Origin of the sequence: Kribbibacterium absianum (genome assembly GCF_030067705.1) — a bacterium.
GTDB lineage: Bacteria > Actinomycetota > Coriobacteriia > Coriobacteriales > Atopobiaceae > Kribbibacterium > Kribbibacterium absianum.
The window spans coordinates 37716-53979 of sequence record NZ_JASJEX010000001.1; the positions used below are offsets into that span (position 1 = coordinate 37716).

General features: G+C 69.1%; 11 protein-coding genes and 1 tRNA gene. 11 read left to right on the plus strand and 1 reads right to left on the minus strand.

Translation table 11 applies throughout. The annotated features are described in order from the left end of the window. Positions 1–93 precede the first annotated feature (93 nt). Positions 94–1254, plus strand: coding sequence for a tRNA preQ1(34) S-adenosylmethionine ribosyltransferase-isomerase QueA (queA, locus tag QJ043_RS00170; RefSeq protein WP_283712151.1), 1161 nt, complete (start codon positions 94–96; stop codon positions 1252–1254). Between the two features lie 193 nt (positions 1255–1447). On the opposite strand, the gene QJ043_RS00175 is transcribed toward queA, so the two are convergent. Further along, the gene (locus tag QJ043_RS00175; protein ID WP_283712152.1) at positions 1448–2902 is read right to left on the minus strand and encodes a coiled-coil domain-containing protein; all 1455 of its coding nucleotides are present in this window, start codon (positions 2900–2902) and stop codon (positions 1448–1450) included. Positions 2903–3146: 244 nt separating this feature from the next. Between QJ043_RS00175 and tgt the strand changes: the two genes are divergently transcribed. The 10 genes from tgt (at position 3147) to QJ043_RS00225 (ending at position 16156) form a co-directional block, all read left to right on the plus strand. After that, entirely contained in the window at positions 3147–4292 is a 1146-nt protein-coding gene (tgt, locus tag QJ043_RS00180) for a tRNA guanosine(34) transglycosylase Tgt (protein ID WP_283712153.1), read from the plus strand. A gap of 356 nt (positions 4293–4648) precedes the next feature. Beyond that, on the plus strand, positions 4649–8308 hold the full coding sequence (recJ, locus tag QJ043_RS00185) for a single-stranded-DNA-specific exonuclease RecJ (RefSeq protein WP_283712154.1): 3660 nt from the start codon (positions 4649–4651) through the stop codon (positions 8306–8308). Between the two features lie 187 nt (positions 8309–8495). Then, the gene (locus QJ043_RS00190) at positions 8496–10868 is read left to right on the plus strand and encodes a RelA/SpoT family protein (protein WP_283712681.1); all 2373 of its coding nucleotides are present in this window, start codon (positions 8496–8498) and stop codon (positions 10866–10868) included. Beyond that, a complete protein-coding gene (locus QJ043_RS00195) occupies positions 10869–11501 on the plus strand; it encodes an MBL fold metallo-hydrolase (RefSeq protein ID WP_283712155.1) in 633 nt (210 codons plus the stop codon). It begins immediately after the preceding gene. A gap of 72 nt (positions 11502–11573) precedes the next feature. After that, positions 11574–11659: transfer RNA gene (locus tag QJ043_RS00200), tRNA-Leu, on the plus strand. Between the two features lie 114 nt (positions 11660–11773). Then, positions 11774–12229 (plus strand): potassium channel family protein, encoded by a 456-nt coding sequence (locus QJ043_RS00205; protein WP_283712156.1) that lies wholly within the window; start codon positions 11774–11776, stop codon positions 12227–12229. Next, positions 12226–12915, plus strand: coding sequence for an NAD-binding protein (locus QJ043_RS00210; protein ID WP_283712157.1), 690 nt, complete (start codon positions 12226–12228; stop codon positions 12913–12915). Before QJ043_RS00205 ends, QJ043_RS00210 begins: the two co-directional genes overlap by 4 nt. Before the next feature lie 41 nt (positions 12916–12956). Continuing rightward, positions 12957–14438: a TrkH family potassium uptake protein gene (locus QJ043_RS00215; RefSeq protein WP_283712158.1), complete on the plus strand. Its 1482-nt coding sequence runs from the start codon at positions 12957–12959 to the stop codon at positions 14436–14438. A gap of 175 nt (positions 14439–14613) precedes the next feature. Continuing rightward, positions 14614–15063 (plus strand): PTS sugar transporter subunit IIA, encoded by a 450-nt coding sequence (locus tag QJ043_RS00220; protein WP_283712159.1) that lies wholly within the window; start codon positions 14614–14616, stop codon positions 15061–15063. Between the two features lie 88 nt (positions 15064–15151). Next, on the plus strand, positions 15152–16156 hold the full coding sequence (locus QJ043_RS00225) for a 1-phosphofructokinase family hexose kinase (protein ID WP_283712160.1): 1005 nt from the start codon (positions 15152–15154) through the stop codon (positions 16154–16156). Positions 16157–16264 lie beyond the last annotated feature (108 nt).

A 16264-nucleotide genomic window follows, 5' to 3' on the forward strand; every position in this document is an offset into this window, starting at 1 on the left:
TGCACGTCCCGCGTTCTGCGTCTCTTGAAGACGTCTGAGCAAAGCCGCTGCTAGACTGGGGCGCGTTTGAACCGCGACACCCGGGAGGCGCCCATGCGCACCGATGACTTCGATTACCCGCTGCCCGACGAGCTGATCGCCCAAGAGCCGGCCGAGCCCCGCGACTCCTGCCGCCTGCTCGTGCTGCACCGTGACACCGGCGAGCTCGAGGACCGGCGCTTCTCCGACATCGGCGACTACCTGGCGCCCGGCGACCTGCTCGTCGTGAACAAGACCCGCGTCCTCCCGGCGCGCCTGGTGGGCAAGAAGCCCACCGGCGGCGTTGCCGAGACGCTCCTGCTCAAGCGCCGCGAGGACGTCGATCCGCTCGGGACCGTCTGGGAGTGCCTCGTGAATCCCGGCAAGCGCCTCAAGCCGGGCGCGGTGATCGAGTACCGCGCGGGCGGCCTGCACGCGCCCGACACGGCCGACGTGGTGCTCACGGGCACCGTCGAGGACTTCGTCGAGGACTCCAAGGGCGGTCGTCTCGTGCGCTTCGCCCCGCAACAGGGCCGCACGCTGGACGAGGCCATCCATGCCGCCGGACATGTGCCCCTGCCCCCCTACATCACGGATTACTCGGGCGACCCCGAGAAGTACCAGACGGTCTACGCGATGCGCGAGGAGCACTCCGCCGCCGCGCCGACCGCCGGCCTGCATTTCACGCCCGAGCTGCTGGAGCGCCTGCAGGAGAAGGGCGTCCGCGTGGCGCAGGTGGAACTGGAGGTGGGCATCGACACGTTCCGCCTCGTGGAGGAGGACGACCCCCGCGACCACGCGATGCACACCGAGCGGTACCACGTGCCGGCCGAGGTGGTTGAGGCCGTGCACGAGACCAAGCTGGCCGGCAAGCGCGTGGTGGCCGTGGGGACCACGTCCGTGCGCTCGCTGGAGAGCGCGTACGACGCGGGCGCGCCGGCGGCCAAGCCGCCGATGGTGGCGCGCCGCTTCGAGAACTTCGACGACTCCTCGGTGCGGACGGGGGAGGGCGACCTCGTCGAGAGGCGCGACGCGACCACGGACCTCTACCTGATGCCCGGCAGCTGCTACCACGTGGTGGACGCGCTCGTCACGAACTTCCACGTGCCGCGGTCGACGCTCATGATGCTCGTGAGCGCCTTCGCGACGCGCGAGCAGATCATGGACGCGTACGCCCACGCGATGGACGAGCGGTACCGCTTCCTGTCCTTCGGCGACGCGATGCTCATCCTGTGAGCCGCGGGCGGCGATCGCGGCGTCAGCGGTCCCTCGACGGCGGACCTGCAGAACGAGGCTGCGTCGTTCTGCGGATTGCGACGGCGCACGGGGGCGAATCCGCCGAGCCGCGGCTTGGTTCTGTGGCTCGGCCGGGTGAATCCACAGAACCAAGCCGGGCGCCGATCCAAAAACGGCGCTTCCGCCTCGCTCGTCACTGTCCGTTCAGCATCAGGAAGACCAGCACGAGGATGATGACGGCCGCGGCCACCACCAGCACGAACACGACGCGGCTCGACAGAGTCTTCTTCCGTACGTCCTTCTCGGCCTGCGCAAGGGCATCCACCTGCTGCGACTGAAGCTCGGCCGCCGCGCGGTTGTCGGCCACGGAGTTCTCGAGGTCGCGGATCTTCTCGGGGTGGGCGTGCACCTCCTCGGCCTCGTCCAGGGCTGTCTGTGCGTCGTCGGCCGCCTGCTGGTGCTGCGCCGCCTCGTTCTTGAGCCGGCGGCATTCCTTCTGGGCCTCGATGACCTTGTCCTCCACGGCGTCCTCGTGCTTCTGGAACGCCGCCGCTTCCTCGTCGTGCTCGCGTTTGGCCTGCTTCCAGGCCTGCTTGGCGGAGTCCGCCTCGCGCTGGGCGTCGTCTCTGGCGCTCGTGGCGTCGGACACCCGCTCCTTGGCGTCGGCGATGGGGCCCGCCAGCTCGGTGGGCGCCGCGTCCACTTCTTCGCGCGCCTTCGAGAGGCGCCCCATCTCGGCCGCGTGGTCACTGCGGAGCCGGGCCACGTCGCCGCTCGATGCGTCGGGGTTCCGCTGCGCCGACGCGAGGTCCTCCTGCAGCTGCGCGATGCGCCGCTGCGAGGCGTCGATGGCGCGGTTCGCCTGGCTCACGCGGTCGTCCCGCCGCTTGACGAGGTCCTTGAGCGCCGACTCCGCCGAGCGCAGGGCTTTCTTGGCGTCCGAGAGGCGCTTGTCGGCGTCGCCGGACGCGGACTTGGCCTTGTCCAAGGCCTGCTTGTAGGGACGGAGCGCCTTGGCGTCGTCCTTCTTGAGGGCCTCGAGCTTCTTTTGGTAGCGACCGGCCTTGTCGTTCTGCGCGTCCGCCTCGTCGAGCAGCTGGTGCATCGTCTGCAGCGCCTTGTCGCGCGCCTCGGTCTGCGCCGCGACGATCTCGTCGTAACGGTCGAGCAGGCCCCGGCGCTTGGCAAGGTCGGCGGAGTCCGCGTCGATCTGGGCCTGTAGCTGGGCGAGCTGCTCTTTCGCGTGGGCGTGCTCGCGTTTTGCCTTGCCTACCGCACGGAGCGCCGTGAACCCCTCGCTCGTCTGCTGCGTCAGCGAGGTGCTGGCCTTCTTGGCGGCGGTGGTGACGGTCTTCATGTGCTTGACCACTGGGCTCGGTGCGGGAGCGGCCTGGGGGGCGTCTTGCCCCATGGGCTCTGCGGGCGCGGGTTCTTCGTCTGCGTCGGTGGGCTCTTCGTCCTCGTCCTTGGCTTCGGCTTGGACGGTGTCCTCGACCTCGTCCTTCTCGGGCACGTCCTCTTCCACGTCGAGCTCGGCGTCGTCCTCGGCGGCCTCCTCGGTGGGGGCCTCGATGTGGGCGTCGTCCTCGGGCCCCTCGACCGTGTCGGGCTCCTGAGGCTCCACGTCCTCGCGCTTGGTGTCGTCCATGGCAGCTCCTTCGGGCCGGGTTGGTTTCTCGTGCCTTGTTCAACACCTTAAGGTACCCATGTCGCTGCTGTCCCCAGAAACGGCGCCGGCGGGACAGACGCGTCCGGCACCTGCGTCCCGCGACGGGGCGTGGACAAACGGCTCTCTCCGAAGCGTCCAGGCGTGGACAAATGGCTTTGACCGAAGCGTCCACGTGCCGCTGGTAGACTTAGCCGCCGAGAAACCCGCGCGCCCAGGAGGTGCCATGCCCCAAGACCAGCTCTTCTCCTTCGACATCCAGGCCGAGGACCCCCATTGCGCCGCCCGCGCCGGCGTCTTCCACACCGCGCACGGCGACGTCCCGACGCCCATCTTCATGCCGGTCGGCACCAAGGCCACGGTCAAGGGCATCACGCCGGACCAGCTCAAGCAGCTCGGTGCGAAGATCATCCTCGCCAACACCTACCACCTCTCCCAGCGCCCGGGGCCCGAGCTCATCGCACACATGGGCGGCCTCCACGCCTGGGAGCGCTGGGACGCCCCCATCCTCACTGATTCCGGCGGCTTCCAGGTCTTCTCTCACAACGACTTCGTGAAGCTCTCCGACGACGGTGTCAGCTTCCGCGTCGTGGACTACGACGGCCGCCACGTCACGTGGACGCCCGAGGAGAACATGCGCATCGCCGAGTTGCTCGGCGCCGACATCGTGATGCAGCTCGACGTGTGCCCGGGCTACCCGTGCGACCGCGCGTACCTGGAGCGCGCGGTGCAGCTCTCGAGCGCGTGGGCGGCCCGCTGCTGGCAGGCCCACACGCGTCCCGACCAGGCGCTCTTTGGCATCGTGCAGGGTGGCATGGACCTGTCCCTGCGCGTCCAGAGCCTCCGCGTGCTCGAGGAGTGCGGCGACTTCCCCGGCTACGGCATCGGCGGCTACTCGGTGGGGGAGAGCCACGAGACCATGTTTGAGTCCCTCGCGCCGCTGGCCAGCGAGTACATGCCAAAGCACAAGCCCCGCTACCTGATGGGCGTCGGCAACCCGGCCACGCTCGTGCGCGCGGTGGGCTGCGGCGTCGACATGTTCGACTGCGTGCTGCCCACCCGCACGGCGCGCATGGGGACCGCGTTTTCCAGCGAGGGGCGCATGAACCTCAAGCACGCGCGCTTCATCGACGACCCGCGCCCCATCGACGAGACCTGCGGCTGCCCGGCGTGCGCCCAGGGTTTCTCGCGCAGCTATCTCAACCATCTCGTGCGGCAAAAGGAGATGCTCGGCTCGATCCTCATCTCCCTGCACAACATCTGGTACCTGCTCGACCTCATGCGCCGCGCGCGGAACGCCGTGATCGAGGGCTGCTACCCGGCGTTCGAGCGGGCGTTCCTCGAGAGCGAGGCCGGGCGCCGCGACTTCTGAGCGTGCCGGGTCGCTGCGCTGGCGACGCGCGTGCCGATGCGGGGCGCGTCTGGGCGCGGGCGTGCCCCGCATCGGGTCGTTCGCGCGGCAGGTCCGATAAGGGGTAAACCGTTGTGCCGCTTGCCCCGTATAGAGGGCATCGCGGCGCTTGGAGCCGCAGTGTGCCGCCGTGCGGCCGATAAAGGGTAAACCGTGCAGACTTTTGCCCCGTAGGAGGTCAGCGGCGCGAGCGGGCCGATCCGGGGCTCCCCGGGCGCGCGGCCCGGTCGCCCGCGCCTGATACCCTCCGCCTCCGGCCTATACTGATCGGCACCGACACGATGAGACGAGACGACCGCGCAGGGGAGGGGGGCGACATGGCCGGAGTGCTGGAAAGCGACCGCTGGTGCGTGCTCGCCCCCGATGCGGCGGCCGAGAGGACCCTTCGAGAGGCGCTCGGCCTTGGCTCCCTGGCCGCTCGCGTGCTGGCCGCCCGCTGCGTCACCGACGTGGACGCGGCCGAGCGGTTCCTGACTCCGTCGCTCGACCGCGACTGGCACGACCCTCTGGAGATTCCCGGGCTTGCGGACGTCGCGGACCGTGTGGAGCGCGCGCTCGACGACGGCGAGGCGATCGCGGTCTTCGGCGACTTCGACGTCGACGGCATGACGTCGGCCGCGCTCCTCACGTTGGGGCTGCGCGCGCTCGGCGGCTCGGTCGAGCCATTCATCCCGCGGCGCTTCGACGAGGGTTATGGGCTCTCGAGCGAGGCCGTCAACCGCGTGGTGGACCAGGCCGCCCCGTCCCTCATCGTCACCGTCGACAACGGCATCGCGAGCGCGGACGAGGTGGCCCGTGTCCGCGAGCTCGGCATCGACGTCGCCGTCACGGACCACCACGAGCCCGGCGAGTCCGTGCCCAAGGGCGTGCCCGTCTGCGACCCCAAACTGGACCCGGCGTGCCCCAGCCGCGATCTGGCGGGCGTCGGCGTAGCGCTCAAGCTGCTGCAGGAGCTGGGGCGCCGCCGCGGCCAGCCCCGGCTCTGGCTCGACTACCTCGACCTCGCGTGCCTCGGCACCGTGAGCGACATGATGGAGCTCACGGCCGAGAACCGCGCGCTTGTCTCGGCGGGCATCCGGCAGCTGCGCGAAGGGCGCCGGCCCGGGCTCGTGGCGCTGGCGGCCGAGGCCCGGTGCGACCTTTCCACCATCGAGGCCGACGGGCTGCCCTTCTCGCTGTCCCCGCGCCTCAACGCGGCCGGGCGCATGGGCGACGTGCAGATGGCCTTCGACCTCTTGATGGCCGACGACCGGCGCGAGGCCCAGGCCCTGGCCGAGAAGCTCGAGGCCGTCAACCAGGAGCGCCGTGCCATCGAGGGCGAGCTCTCCGACAAGGCCCTTGCCGAGGCCGAGCACGCCTACCATGGCGAGCCCTGCGTGGTGCTCGGCGGCGAGGGCTGGCACGAGGGCGTCAAGGGCATCGTCGCGAGCCGCGTCGTGAGCCACTTCCATGTGCCGAGCCTCGTCTTCTCGATTCAGGACGGCGTCGCGCGGGGCTCTGGCCGGTCGGTGGGGTCCGTGGACCTCTACCACGCGGTGGACGGGTGCCGCGACCTGCTCACGCGCTTCGGCGGCCACGCCGGCGCGGTGGGCGTGACGATGGACGCCGACAAGCTCGACGAGTTCCGCGACCGGCTCACGGCAGAGCTCTCAGCGCTGCCGGCCGAGCAGTTCCAGAGCCGCGAGGAGGTGGCCTGCGTGGCTCGGCTCGACGAGCTGACCCTCGACGGCGTGGCCGGCCTCGACGCGCTCCGACCCTTCGGCCAGGGCAACAAGGTGCCGCTCATGGCCGTGCGGGGCGTGACCATGCGCGGACGCTCGCTTGTGGGCGCCGGCGCCGAGCACCTGCGCTTTTTTGCGAGCGACGGCGTGTCGAGCGTCGCCTGCATCCAGTTCCGCGCGCCGGACCCCGCCAAGGCGGCTGCCTACGACGGCCTCGTCGACCTCGTCTTCGAGCCCGTCGTGGAGGTGTGGCAGGGCCGCTCCAAGGTCAAGCTCATGGTGCGCGACGTGATCTTCCGGGAGCCCGAGGCGTCTCCCGGCGCGCCTGGCCTTGTGGAGGCGCTCTTCGAGCGTGCCCCCCAGATCCTCGTGCGCGACTCCTACGCCGGCGTCGCCGACGAGGACTCGTTCTTCACGAAGGCCGTGGGGGTGACGCAGCCGGGTCGGCAGGAGACGGTGGCCTCGCTCGTGCCCGGCCAGGAGCTCCTGCTTCGGCGCGAGCCCGACAACCCTGCGGACCCTCAGGCGATCGCGCTGTTCACGCAGGACGGCGCCCCCGTGGGCTACCTGCGGCGCCAGATCGCGGCCGCCATTGCCCCCGTCATGGACCGGGGCCAGGCCTACCGCTGCGTGGTGACGGACGTCACGGGCGGGGTTCCCGACGCGATGGGCACCGAGCGCGCCTGGGGCGCGAACCTCGAGGTCTCAAAGGTGAGCGTGGCCGCGGTGGAGTCGGTCGCGGCCGCGGCCGCTCGTCCGGACCTCGCCGGCCTCGACGCCGAGGGGCTCACCGACGCCCTGCGCCGGGCCATGATCGGCGACCACGCGCTGCTGCCGGCCCAGGCCCGCGCCCTGGAGGAGCTGGCCGCCGGCCGCTCGACCCTCTGCGTCATGGCCACCGGCCGAGGCAAGTCGCTCATCTTCCACATCCATGCCGCGCGCCGCGCCCTGCTCGACGGCCGGGCGAGCGTCTTCGTGTACCCGCTCCGGGCCCTCGTGAACGACCAGGCCTTCCACCTGGAGGAGGCCCTCGAGCCCTTCGGCATCAGCGTGCGCCGGCTCACGGGCGAGTCGGGCGCCGAGGAGCGCGCCGAGGTCTACGCCGGGTTGGCGGACGGCTCGGTGGACGTCGTGCTGACCACCCCCGAGTACCTCGCGATCCATTCCCAGGAGTTCGCGAAGGCCGGTCGCGTGGGGTTCGTCGTCATCGACGAGGCCCATCACGCTGGCGCGTCCAAGGGCGGCGACCGCGGCGCCTATCAGGAGCTGCCGCGCGTGCTCGACGAGCTGGGCCGCCCGGAGGTGCTCGCGGTCACGGCCACGGCGAGCGACCCGGTGGCGCAGGAGGTCTGTCGGCTCGGGGGCATCGAGTCGGTGGTCAAGGACGTCTCTGTGCGCGCCAACCTCGCCATCGACGACCGTCGCGACCTTCGGGACCGCGAGGGCTTTGTGACCGGGGTCGTGGGCACCGGCGAGAAGACCGTGATCTATGTGAACTCGCGCGACCAGTCCGTGGCGCTCGCGCGGATGCTGCGCCAACGGCTGCCCCAGCTGGGCCAGAGGATCGCGTTCTACAACGCCGGCCTCACGCGGTCCGAGCGTGTGGAGGTGGAGCGCGCCTTCCGCGACGGCCGCCTCAGCTGCATCGTGTCCACCTCGGCCTTCGGCGAGGGCGTCAACCTCCCGGACATCCGTCACGTGGTGCTCTACCACCTGCCCTTTGGAGCGGTCGAGTTCAACCAGATGAGCGGCCGCGCGGGCCGGGACGGGCGTCCGGCGCAGGTGCACCTGCTCTTCGGCTCCGGCGACGCGCGCATCAACGAGCGGATCCTCGGGTCCCAGGCGCCGGGCCGCGAGGACCTCGTGGCGCTCTATCGGGCCCTCAAGGCCTACCAGGCCCAGGCCGACGCGGCACAGGAGGGGTCCTTCTCGGTATCGAACCAGGCGCTGGTCGATGCCGCCAGGGTGGCGGACCCGCGCACCAAGCTGGACGAGCACGCCGTGAGCGCCGGCGTCGGCATCTTCCGCGAGCTGGGCTTCCTCACCACCTCGGGCCGAGGCACCGCCCGCCGCATCGCGCTCAGCCCGTCGCCGGCCAAAATGGACCTCTCGTCCTCGGTGCGCTATCGCGAGGGGCTGGGAGCCCTCGACGACTTCGGCCAGTTCCGTGACTGGGCCCTGACCGCGGATGCCGCCGAGCTGTTGGCGCGTATCAACCGGCCCATCGCGCCGGGTTTCGGTGAGACCTGCGAGTGACCGAGCGCGTGCCAAGGCCCTGTGTCCGCCCTCCGTTCGGTCGAGAAGGGGGCGGCTCCGGTCGCCGGGTGTGCCCGCACGCAGGCGTTCGGGCCCCTCCGACAAGCCCGTTTGTTGAATGGAAGCTTTCGAAAGCTAGACTTACATGCTGTTCAGCTGGCCGACGAGAGGAGCACCCATGAGCGACATGCCGAACGAGGCCACTCCCGCTCCGCCCGAACCGCTCGGCCCCGGCCCCGACGTCCCGCGCATCCCCAAGGTGCCGGCCGACAACTATCCGCAGCTGCGCGCCGCGTGCCAGCTCTACATGACGCCCGAGCAGCTCCAGCGCGTGGAGGACGCCTACCTCTTCGCGGCGGACTTCCATTCCGAGCAGCGCCGGCGTTCCGGCGAGCCCTACATCAACCATCCGGTGGAGGTGGCGCTCATCCTGGCCCACGACCTCCGCATGGACGACGACGTGATCTGCTCGGCCCTCCTCCACGACACCGTCGAGGACACCCCGGCCACCAAGGAGCAGCTCACGAACCTCTTCGGCGAGTCCGTCGCGGAGCTCGTGGACGGCGTCACCAAGCTCACCAACATCGACGTGGGCACGATGGACGAGAAGCAGGCCCTCAACCTGCGCAAGATGTTCCTGGCCATGAACAAGGACATCCGCGTCGTGATCATCAAGCTCGCGGACCGCCTCCACAACATGCGGACGCTCGCCGCGCTGAAGCCGGACCGGAGGCTCTTCAAGGCCCGCGAGACGATGGACGTCTACGCGCCGCTCGCCGACCGTCTCGGCATGAGCTCCATCAAGTGGGAGCTCGAGGACCTCGCGTTCTTCTACCTGGAGCCCGAGCAGTACCAGCGCATCGCCCGGATGGTGCAGGAGTCACGCGAGCAGCGCCTCGCCGCCACCGACGAGGCCATCAAGGTGCTCGACGACGAGCTCAAGAAGGAGGGGCTCACCGACTACCAGATCACGGGCCGCGCGAAGCACCTCTGGTCCATCTACCAGAAGATGCGCCGCAAGGACAAGGACTTCTCGGACATCTACGACCTCATCGCCCTGCGCGTGATCACGAAGACGGTGGGCGACTGCTACTCCGTGCTCGGGGCCGTCCACTCGCTCTGGCACCCGCTGCCCGGGCGTTTCAAGGACTACATCGCGACGCCCAAGCCCAACCTGTACCAGTCGCTCCACACGACGGTCGTGGGCCCCGAGGCGCGGCCCATCGAGATCCAGGTTCGCACCGTCGAGATGCACGAGCAGGCCGAGTACGGCATCGCCGCCCACTGGCTCTACAAGTCGAGCGGCAACTCGATGGGCGTGATGGCCAACGACGACAAGGGCGTGGACTCGCGCATCTCCTACATCCGCCGCTCCATCGACTGGGCCACCGAGGGCGACATCACGGACGCCTCGAAGTTCCTGCAGGAGCTCCGCGTTGACCTCTACGACGACGAGATCTTCCTCTTCACCCCCAAGGGCGAGGTGCTGAGCCTCCGGCGCGACTCGACGCCGCTCGACTTCGCGTACGCCGTCCACACCGAGGTGGGCAACCACTGCGTGGGCGCCAAGGTCAACGGCGCGGTGGTGCCGCTCACCTACAAGCTCCAGATGGGCGACCGCGTGGAGATCATGACCAACAAGAACTCCAAGCCGTCGGCCGACTGGGTCAACATCGTGCGGACCCCTTCCGCGCGCGCCAAGATCCGCAAGTACTTCTCGAGCGCCAACAAGGACACCGACGCCGAGTACGGGCGCTCGATGCTGGCCGCCGAGCTGCGCAAGAAGGGCTTCGGCATCTCCACGCGCCGGTCGGTGAAGGCCATCGCGCAGGTGTGCGAGACGCTCAACTTCCGGACGCCGGAGGACCTCTTCGCCGCCATCGGCTCCAACAAGCTGAGCCCCAAGACCGTCGCGAACAAGGTGCAGGCCATCCTCGACGAGGGGTCGCCCCAGCAGCTGGCGGCCGAGGCCAAGGCCAAGGCGCAGGCCGAGGAGCTCAGACAGTCCTTCTCAGAGGACCGCCCCATCATGCCGCAGCACGTGGCCAAAGGCCGGGCGCAGGACCGCTCCAAGCGCCCGAGCTGCGGCGTCGTGGTCAAGGGCGACCCGGACCTCCTCGCGCACCTGGCCCATTGCTGCAACCCGGTGGCGGGCGACGACATCTGCGGCTTCATCACGCGCGGCCGGGGCGTCTCGGTGCACCGCGCCACCTGCCCCAACGTGAAGGGCCTGATGGAGCACCCGGAGCGCATGATCGAGGTGGCCTGGGACACCTCGGGCGCCACGCAGTTCCAGGTGGAGATCGTCGTGGAGGCCACGGACCGCATCGGCCTCCTCAAGGACGTGACCATCGCCCTCGGCGACGCCGGGGGTAACATCCTCTCCGCTGCCACCCAGGTGTCGAGCGACGGCGTCGCGAAGCTGCGGTTCCTGATCGCGATCTCCGACGCGAGCCTCCTCGACCCCCTGCTGGCGGCCGTGAGCCGGGTGCCGAGCGTGTACGACGCACGGCGCATCATGCCCGGCGAGGGGGCCAACCAAATGAAGAGGAGGGTCTAGATGGCCGAGAAGACGTTGCCGGAGATCCGGCAGTTCGTGGTGGGTCCCATCGAGACCAACTGCTACGCGCTCGTGAGCGACGGCCACGCCGTGGTGGTCGACCCGGGCGCGGCCGGCGCGCGCATCGCGCAGGAGCTGGGGGACGTCACGGTGGACGCGGTCATCGCGACCCATGGCCATGGCGACCATGTGGGCGGCGTGAAGGGGCTCGTGGACGCGCTGCCCTACGACGTGCCGTTCTGGATCCACGAGGCCGACGCCGCCCGCGCGAGCCGTGCGGGCACCCCGGGCAACCTCGGCATCGCCTATGACGATGACGCGCCCGCACCTGCGCGGCACCTGCACGACGGCGACCGGATCGACGTGGGCGACGTCTCGATGCGCGTCATCGAGACCCCCGGCCACACGCCGGGCGGCGTCGTGCTTCTGGGCGACGGCTTCGCCTTCACGGGCGACACGTTGTTCGCGGGCAGCGCCGGGCGCACGGACTTCCCCGAGGGGGACCACGCCACACTGATGGCGTCGCTGAGGCGCCTCATGCAGGAGGTGCCGCCCGAGACCGTGGTGCTCCCGGGCCACAACGCCGTCACGACGATGGAGCGCGAGCTGGCGACGAACCCGTTCCTGCAGTAGCGCACCGAACGGGGCGGAGCGCTTGAGCGCCGTCGACAACGGAGCGCCCGTTGTGGCACACTGACCAAGCTCGCCCGAGTGGTGGAATGGCAGACACGGGGGTCTCAAAAACCCCTGGGGGCAACCCCGTGTGAGTTCGAGTCTCACCTCGGGCACCATAAGAGAATCAAGCGCCTCTTGGCATCTGGCCGGGAGGCGCTTCTCGTAGGCCCGCGCAGATGGGTAAGGACTACCATCAAAGACCGAACACCGTCCATGCAAAGGGGGCGTCCATGAGCCTGCTGGGCCCGAGCAAGGCCGACTTCTACACGGTCATCGTGGGGTGCGGCCGCCTGGGGTCGATGCTCGCCAACGACCTCTCCAACGCTGGCGGCGAGGTGCTCGTCGTGGACAAGGACCCGGGCGCCTTCGTGCGCCTGTCGAGCGGCTTCGGCGGCCTCACCGCCCAGGGCGACGCGACCAACATCGACTTCCTCACCGAGACCTGCCGCCTGAGCGACGCCTTCGCCGTGGTGATCGTCACCGACGACGACATCATCAACATCATGGTGGCCCAGATGGCCCACGAGATCTACCACGTGGAGCATGTGATCACGCGCATCTACGACCCGGACCGCGAGGGGCTCTACCAGGAGCTCGGCATCGAGACCATCTGCCCCGTGCGCCACAGCGCCAAGAGGATCAAGTCCATGCTCACCACCTCGCACGAGGAGGGGGCGTCGGCATGAAGCGCAGCGTGCTCCTCATCGGCGGGTACTCGAAGACCCGCTCGCTCGCCACGTCCCTCATCGCGAAGGGCTACGCGGTCACGGCGATCAACGACAACCCCACCATCTGTGACGAGCTCTCCTCGATCGACGGGCTCGAGGTGGTCTGCGGCGACTCCTGCGAGGCGGGCATCCTCGACGAGGCGGGCGCCGGCAGCTGCGACATCTCCATCGCGCTCTCCAACTCGGACGCGCGGAACCTCGTCTCGAGCGAGCTCTGCAAGGAGCGCTTCGGCGTGCCCAAAAGCGTCTCGATCGTGAACGACGCCAAGAAGCTCGAGTTCTTCCACTCGATGGGCGTGAACGCGCCCATCTCGGTGGCCCACATGATCACGTCCCTGATCGAGCAGCAGGCTTTTGTGGACGACCTCGAGAACGTCATTCCGATGGACCATGGGCAGATCGAGGTCATGGAGCTGCGCGTCCCCAAGGACAGCCCGCACGCGGGCAAGCGCATCCGCGAGCTCGACATCCCGGGCGACGTCATCGTGGCGTGCCTGCTCCGCGGCCCCCGCACCATCGTCCCCAACGGCAACACCACGGTGCTGCCCGGGGACCGCCTGATCGTGATCAGCGGCCAGCACCTCGAGAGCGACTCCTCCGACGACAGCGAGTTCCTGAACGACATGCAGGACGTGCGCTCGTGATCGGGGCGGCCAGATCGAACGAGCGCCTCGTGGAGTGGGCCATGCGCTTCCGGTACGGCAGCAACATCGGCAAGCTGATGGTGCTGCTCGGGTGCCTCATGTATGTGCCGCTCGTGGTGATCCTGTTCCAGCCCGACCAGCTCCGCTACGCCTACGCGTACCTGATCCCCGCCTCGGCCTCGGTGGCCCTCGGGCTCATCGTGCTCTACTTCACCACGCCCGACGAGGACAAGCCCCAGAACTACCGCGCCGTGCTGGCGAGAAGCTCCTGGGTGGTGCTCTTCATCTGGATCTGGGGGTCGCTCGTGGGCGCCGCCCCCTTCGCGCTCGGGCTCCACATGACGTTCCTGCACGCGCTCTTCGAGTCCGTGAGCGGGTGGACCACCGTGGGGCTCTCGATCATCGACGTGGGCGCCACGCCGCAGATCTTCATGTTCCACCGCTGCTTCATGCAGTACTGCGGCGGCCTCGGCTTCGTGCTGATCATGATCCTCATCATCAGCAACCGCGACTCGATGAACCTCTACGACGCCGAGGGCCACCCCGACAAGATCCTGCCGTCCATCCGCCGCACGGCCCAGGCCATCTTCCTCGTCTACAACATCTGCCTCGTTGTGGCGACGGTGGCCTACATGCTGGCGGGGCTCTCCTTCTTCGACGGCCTCTACCACGCGATGTGCGGCCTCTCCACCGGCGGTTTCACCAACAAGCTCGGCAGCGTGGGCGATTTCCAGTCCGTCCCGGTGGAGGTCATCACCGTGGTGCTCATGCTCGTGGGCGCCACCAACTTCGCGACGCTGCTGCTCTTCGTGCAGGGCAAGTGGCGGCGCGCGTTCAAGACCACGGAAGTGCGCTTCATGCTCGGCTCGCTCGTGGTGGTGACGGCGGTGGTGTCGGCGGACCTGGCGATCGAGGGGGGCCTCGGGCTCGTCGAGGGCTTCCGGCAGGGGTTCTTCTCCTGCGTGACCGCGATGACCACGACGGGCTTCTCCATCTGCGACTTCACCACGTGGCCGCCGGCCGCGGTCGGCGTGCTCATCGTCGTGATGCTCGTGGGCGGCGGCTTCGGGTCCACGGCGGGCGGACTCAAGCTGCGCCGCGCCTACATCATGCTGCGCGTGATGGTGCAGGACGTGCGCCGGCGCGTGCTGCCATCGAGCCGCGTGGCGCCCATGTACTTCACCACCGCCCAAGGGCGCAACAAGATCGACCCGGCGCTCGTGTCGAACACGATGAGCATGTTCGTGATGTACATCCTCGTGTACCTCATCGGCGCCATCGGCATGTGCATGACGAGCGGGGCCCCGCTCGAGGGGTGCCTCTTCGAGTTCGCGAGCGCGTTCTCGAGCGCCGGCGTGTCGGTGGGCATCACGAGCGCGAGCGCCTCCAACGGCACGCTCATCATCGAGATGATCGGCATGCTGCTCGGCCGCCTGGAGATCGTGGTGGTGTTCGTCGGCTTTGGCGCCACGTGGGAGTACCTGAAGCAATGGCGCCGCCAGCGCTCGCGCCGGCGCCTCTAAGGGCGGCCTCTGGCAGCGGCGTCGGGCCTCGACGAGCCTTTGGCTCAGCCCGTGAGAGCCGGTTGTCCACCGGCCGCTGGCCAACTCGCGCGAATCTCTGATTATCCTGAGGCCGACGTGCGGAAACGCCCGCTCGGGTTACGATGAACTCAGTGTTCTGAATAAAGGAGCGCCCATGGCCCAGACGGTTCCGGCCGACCACGTCTTTCTTGACATCCCCGCCGCCAGTCGCGACGAGGTGCTCGACTTCCTCTGCGGCCAGGCCGTGGCGCTCGGGATCGCGTCGAGCGCCGAGGGGCTCAAGGAGGGCTTCCTCGCCCGCGAGACGGAGGGCTCCACGGGCATGGTCGCGGGATTCGCGGTCCCGCACGCGCAGTGCGATGCCGTCCAAGAGCCGGGAGTGCTCGTCGTGAAGCTCGCGCAGCCGGTGCCGTGGGAGACGATGGACGGCGCGCCCGTGGACGTCGCCGTCGCGATCGTCGCGCCGACGGACGCCGCCGGCCACCTGCGCATGCTCTCGAAGCTGGCCGTGGCCCTCATGGCGCCGGACTTCTCGGGGTCGGTGCATGAGGCGGTGACGCCGGAGGACGTGGCCGCGCTCGTGAACGAGGCGGTCTCGGACTAGCCCGCACACGTACTGAACGCGGCGACCGCACCGGCGCCGCGAGGAACAACTGCGGGCACGAGCGCCCGCGCCGGAGAGGGAGAGAGACTTGATCTACACCGTGACCTTCAACCCGTCCGTCGACTACGTGATGCACCCCACGACCCTCGACATGGGCTACACCAACCGCTCCACGGCCGAGGAGTTCTACGCCGGCGGCAACGGCATCAACGTCTCCACCATCCTCACCGAGCTCGACGTGGACAACGTCGCGATGGGCCTCATCGGCGGGTTCACCGGGGAGTTCGTGCTCGACACCCTGCAGGCCCAGGGCATCAACACCAACTTCGTGCGCCTCGACAAGGGCAACACGCGCATCAACGTGAAGCTCAACGGCATCATCATGACCATCATCAACGGTATGGGCCCCAACATCCCCATCGCCAAGGTGGACGAGCTCTTCCGCCGCATCGACCGCATCCAGGCCGGCTCCACGCTCGTGCTCACGGGCTCCATCCCGAGCTGCCTGCCGGACGACATGTACGACATCATGATGAGCCGCTTCGGCGACCGCGGCATCCGCTTCGTGGTGGACGCGCCGGGCGACCTGCTCATGAACGCCCTCGCCGCCAAGCCCTTCTTCATCAAGCCCAACAACCACGAGGTGGGCCGCATCTTCGGCGCGAACCCGGAGACCCCCGAGGAGGTGCTCCCGTACGCGCGCCTGCTCCACGAGAAGGGCGCCCAGAACGTGCTCGTCTCCTGCGGCGGCTACGGCGCGGCCCTCGTGGACGAGTACGGCCAGGAGCACACCACCAAGTGCCCGCCCTGCCGCCTGGTGAACGCCACCGGCGCCGGCGATTCCATGGTGGCCGGCTTCCTCGCCGCCCTCGACCGCGGTTGGGACTACGGCGACGCCCTCAACTACGCGAGCGCCTGCGGCTCCGCGACGGCCGCGTCCAACGGCCTTGCGAACCGTGAGACCATCGAGCGCTTCTACAACTCGCTGGTTCATCTGCTCGAGGACGAGGCCTCCAAGGCCGGCCAGGACCCGGTCGAGCCGGTGGCCCACGATGCGGGCGACGTGGAGAACGCGTCGGATAGCGAGGATTAGGCCTCTGGCCATGCCGTTCCCTTAAAGGGGACTGGTACACTACCCTATGGTTGCAACGGGCGGTCGCGACCACCGTCCGAGTGGCACACGAGATGTTTTCTAGTTGGC

Coding starts and splice junctions, on each gene's coding strand:
- recJ (WP_283712154.1), top strand. CDS start 4,649: ATGGCCGGAGTGCTGGAAAGCGACCGCTGGTGCGTGCTCGCCCCCGAT.
- queA (WP_283712151.1), top strand. CDS start 94: ATGCGCACCGATGACTTCGATTACCCGCTGCCCGACGAGCTGATCGCC.
- tgt (WP_283712153.1), top strand. CDS start 3,147: ATGCCCCAAGACCAGCTCTTCTCCTTCGACATCCAGGCCGAGGACCCC.
- QJ043_RS00205 (WP_283712156.1), top strand. CDS start 11,774: ATGAGCCTGCTGGGCCCGAGCAAGGCCGACTTCTACACGGTCATCGTG.
- QJ043_RS00220 (WP_283712159.1), top strand. CDS start 14,614: ATGGCCCAGACGGTTCCGGCCGACCACGTCTTTCTTGACATCCCCGCC.
- QJ043_RS00175 (WP_283712152.1), bottom strand. CDS start 2,902: ATGGACGACACCAAGCGCGAGGACGTGGAGCCTCAGGAGCCCGACACG.
- QJ043_RS00190 (WP_283712681.1), top strand. CDS start 8,496: ATGCCGAACGAGGCCACTCCCGCTCCGCCCGAACCGCTCGGCCCCGGC.
- QJ043_RS00195 (WP_283712155.1), top strand. CDS start 10,869: ATGGCCGAGAAGACGTTGCCGGAGATCCGGCAGTTCGTGGTGGGTCCC.
- QJ043_RS00210 (WP_283712157.1), top strand. CDS start 12,226: ATGAAGCGCAGCGTGCTCCTCATCGGCGGGTACTCGAAGACCCGCTCG.
- QJ043_RS00215 (WP_283712158.1), top strand. CDS start 12,957: ATGCGCTTCCGGTACGGCAGCAACATCGGCAAGCTGATGGTGCTGCTC.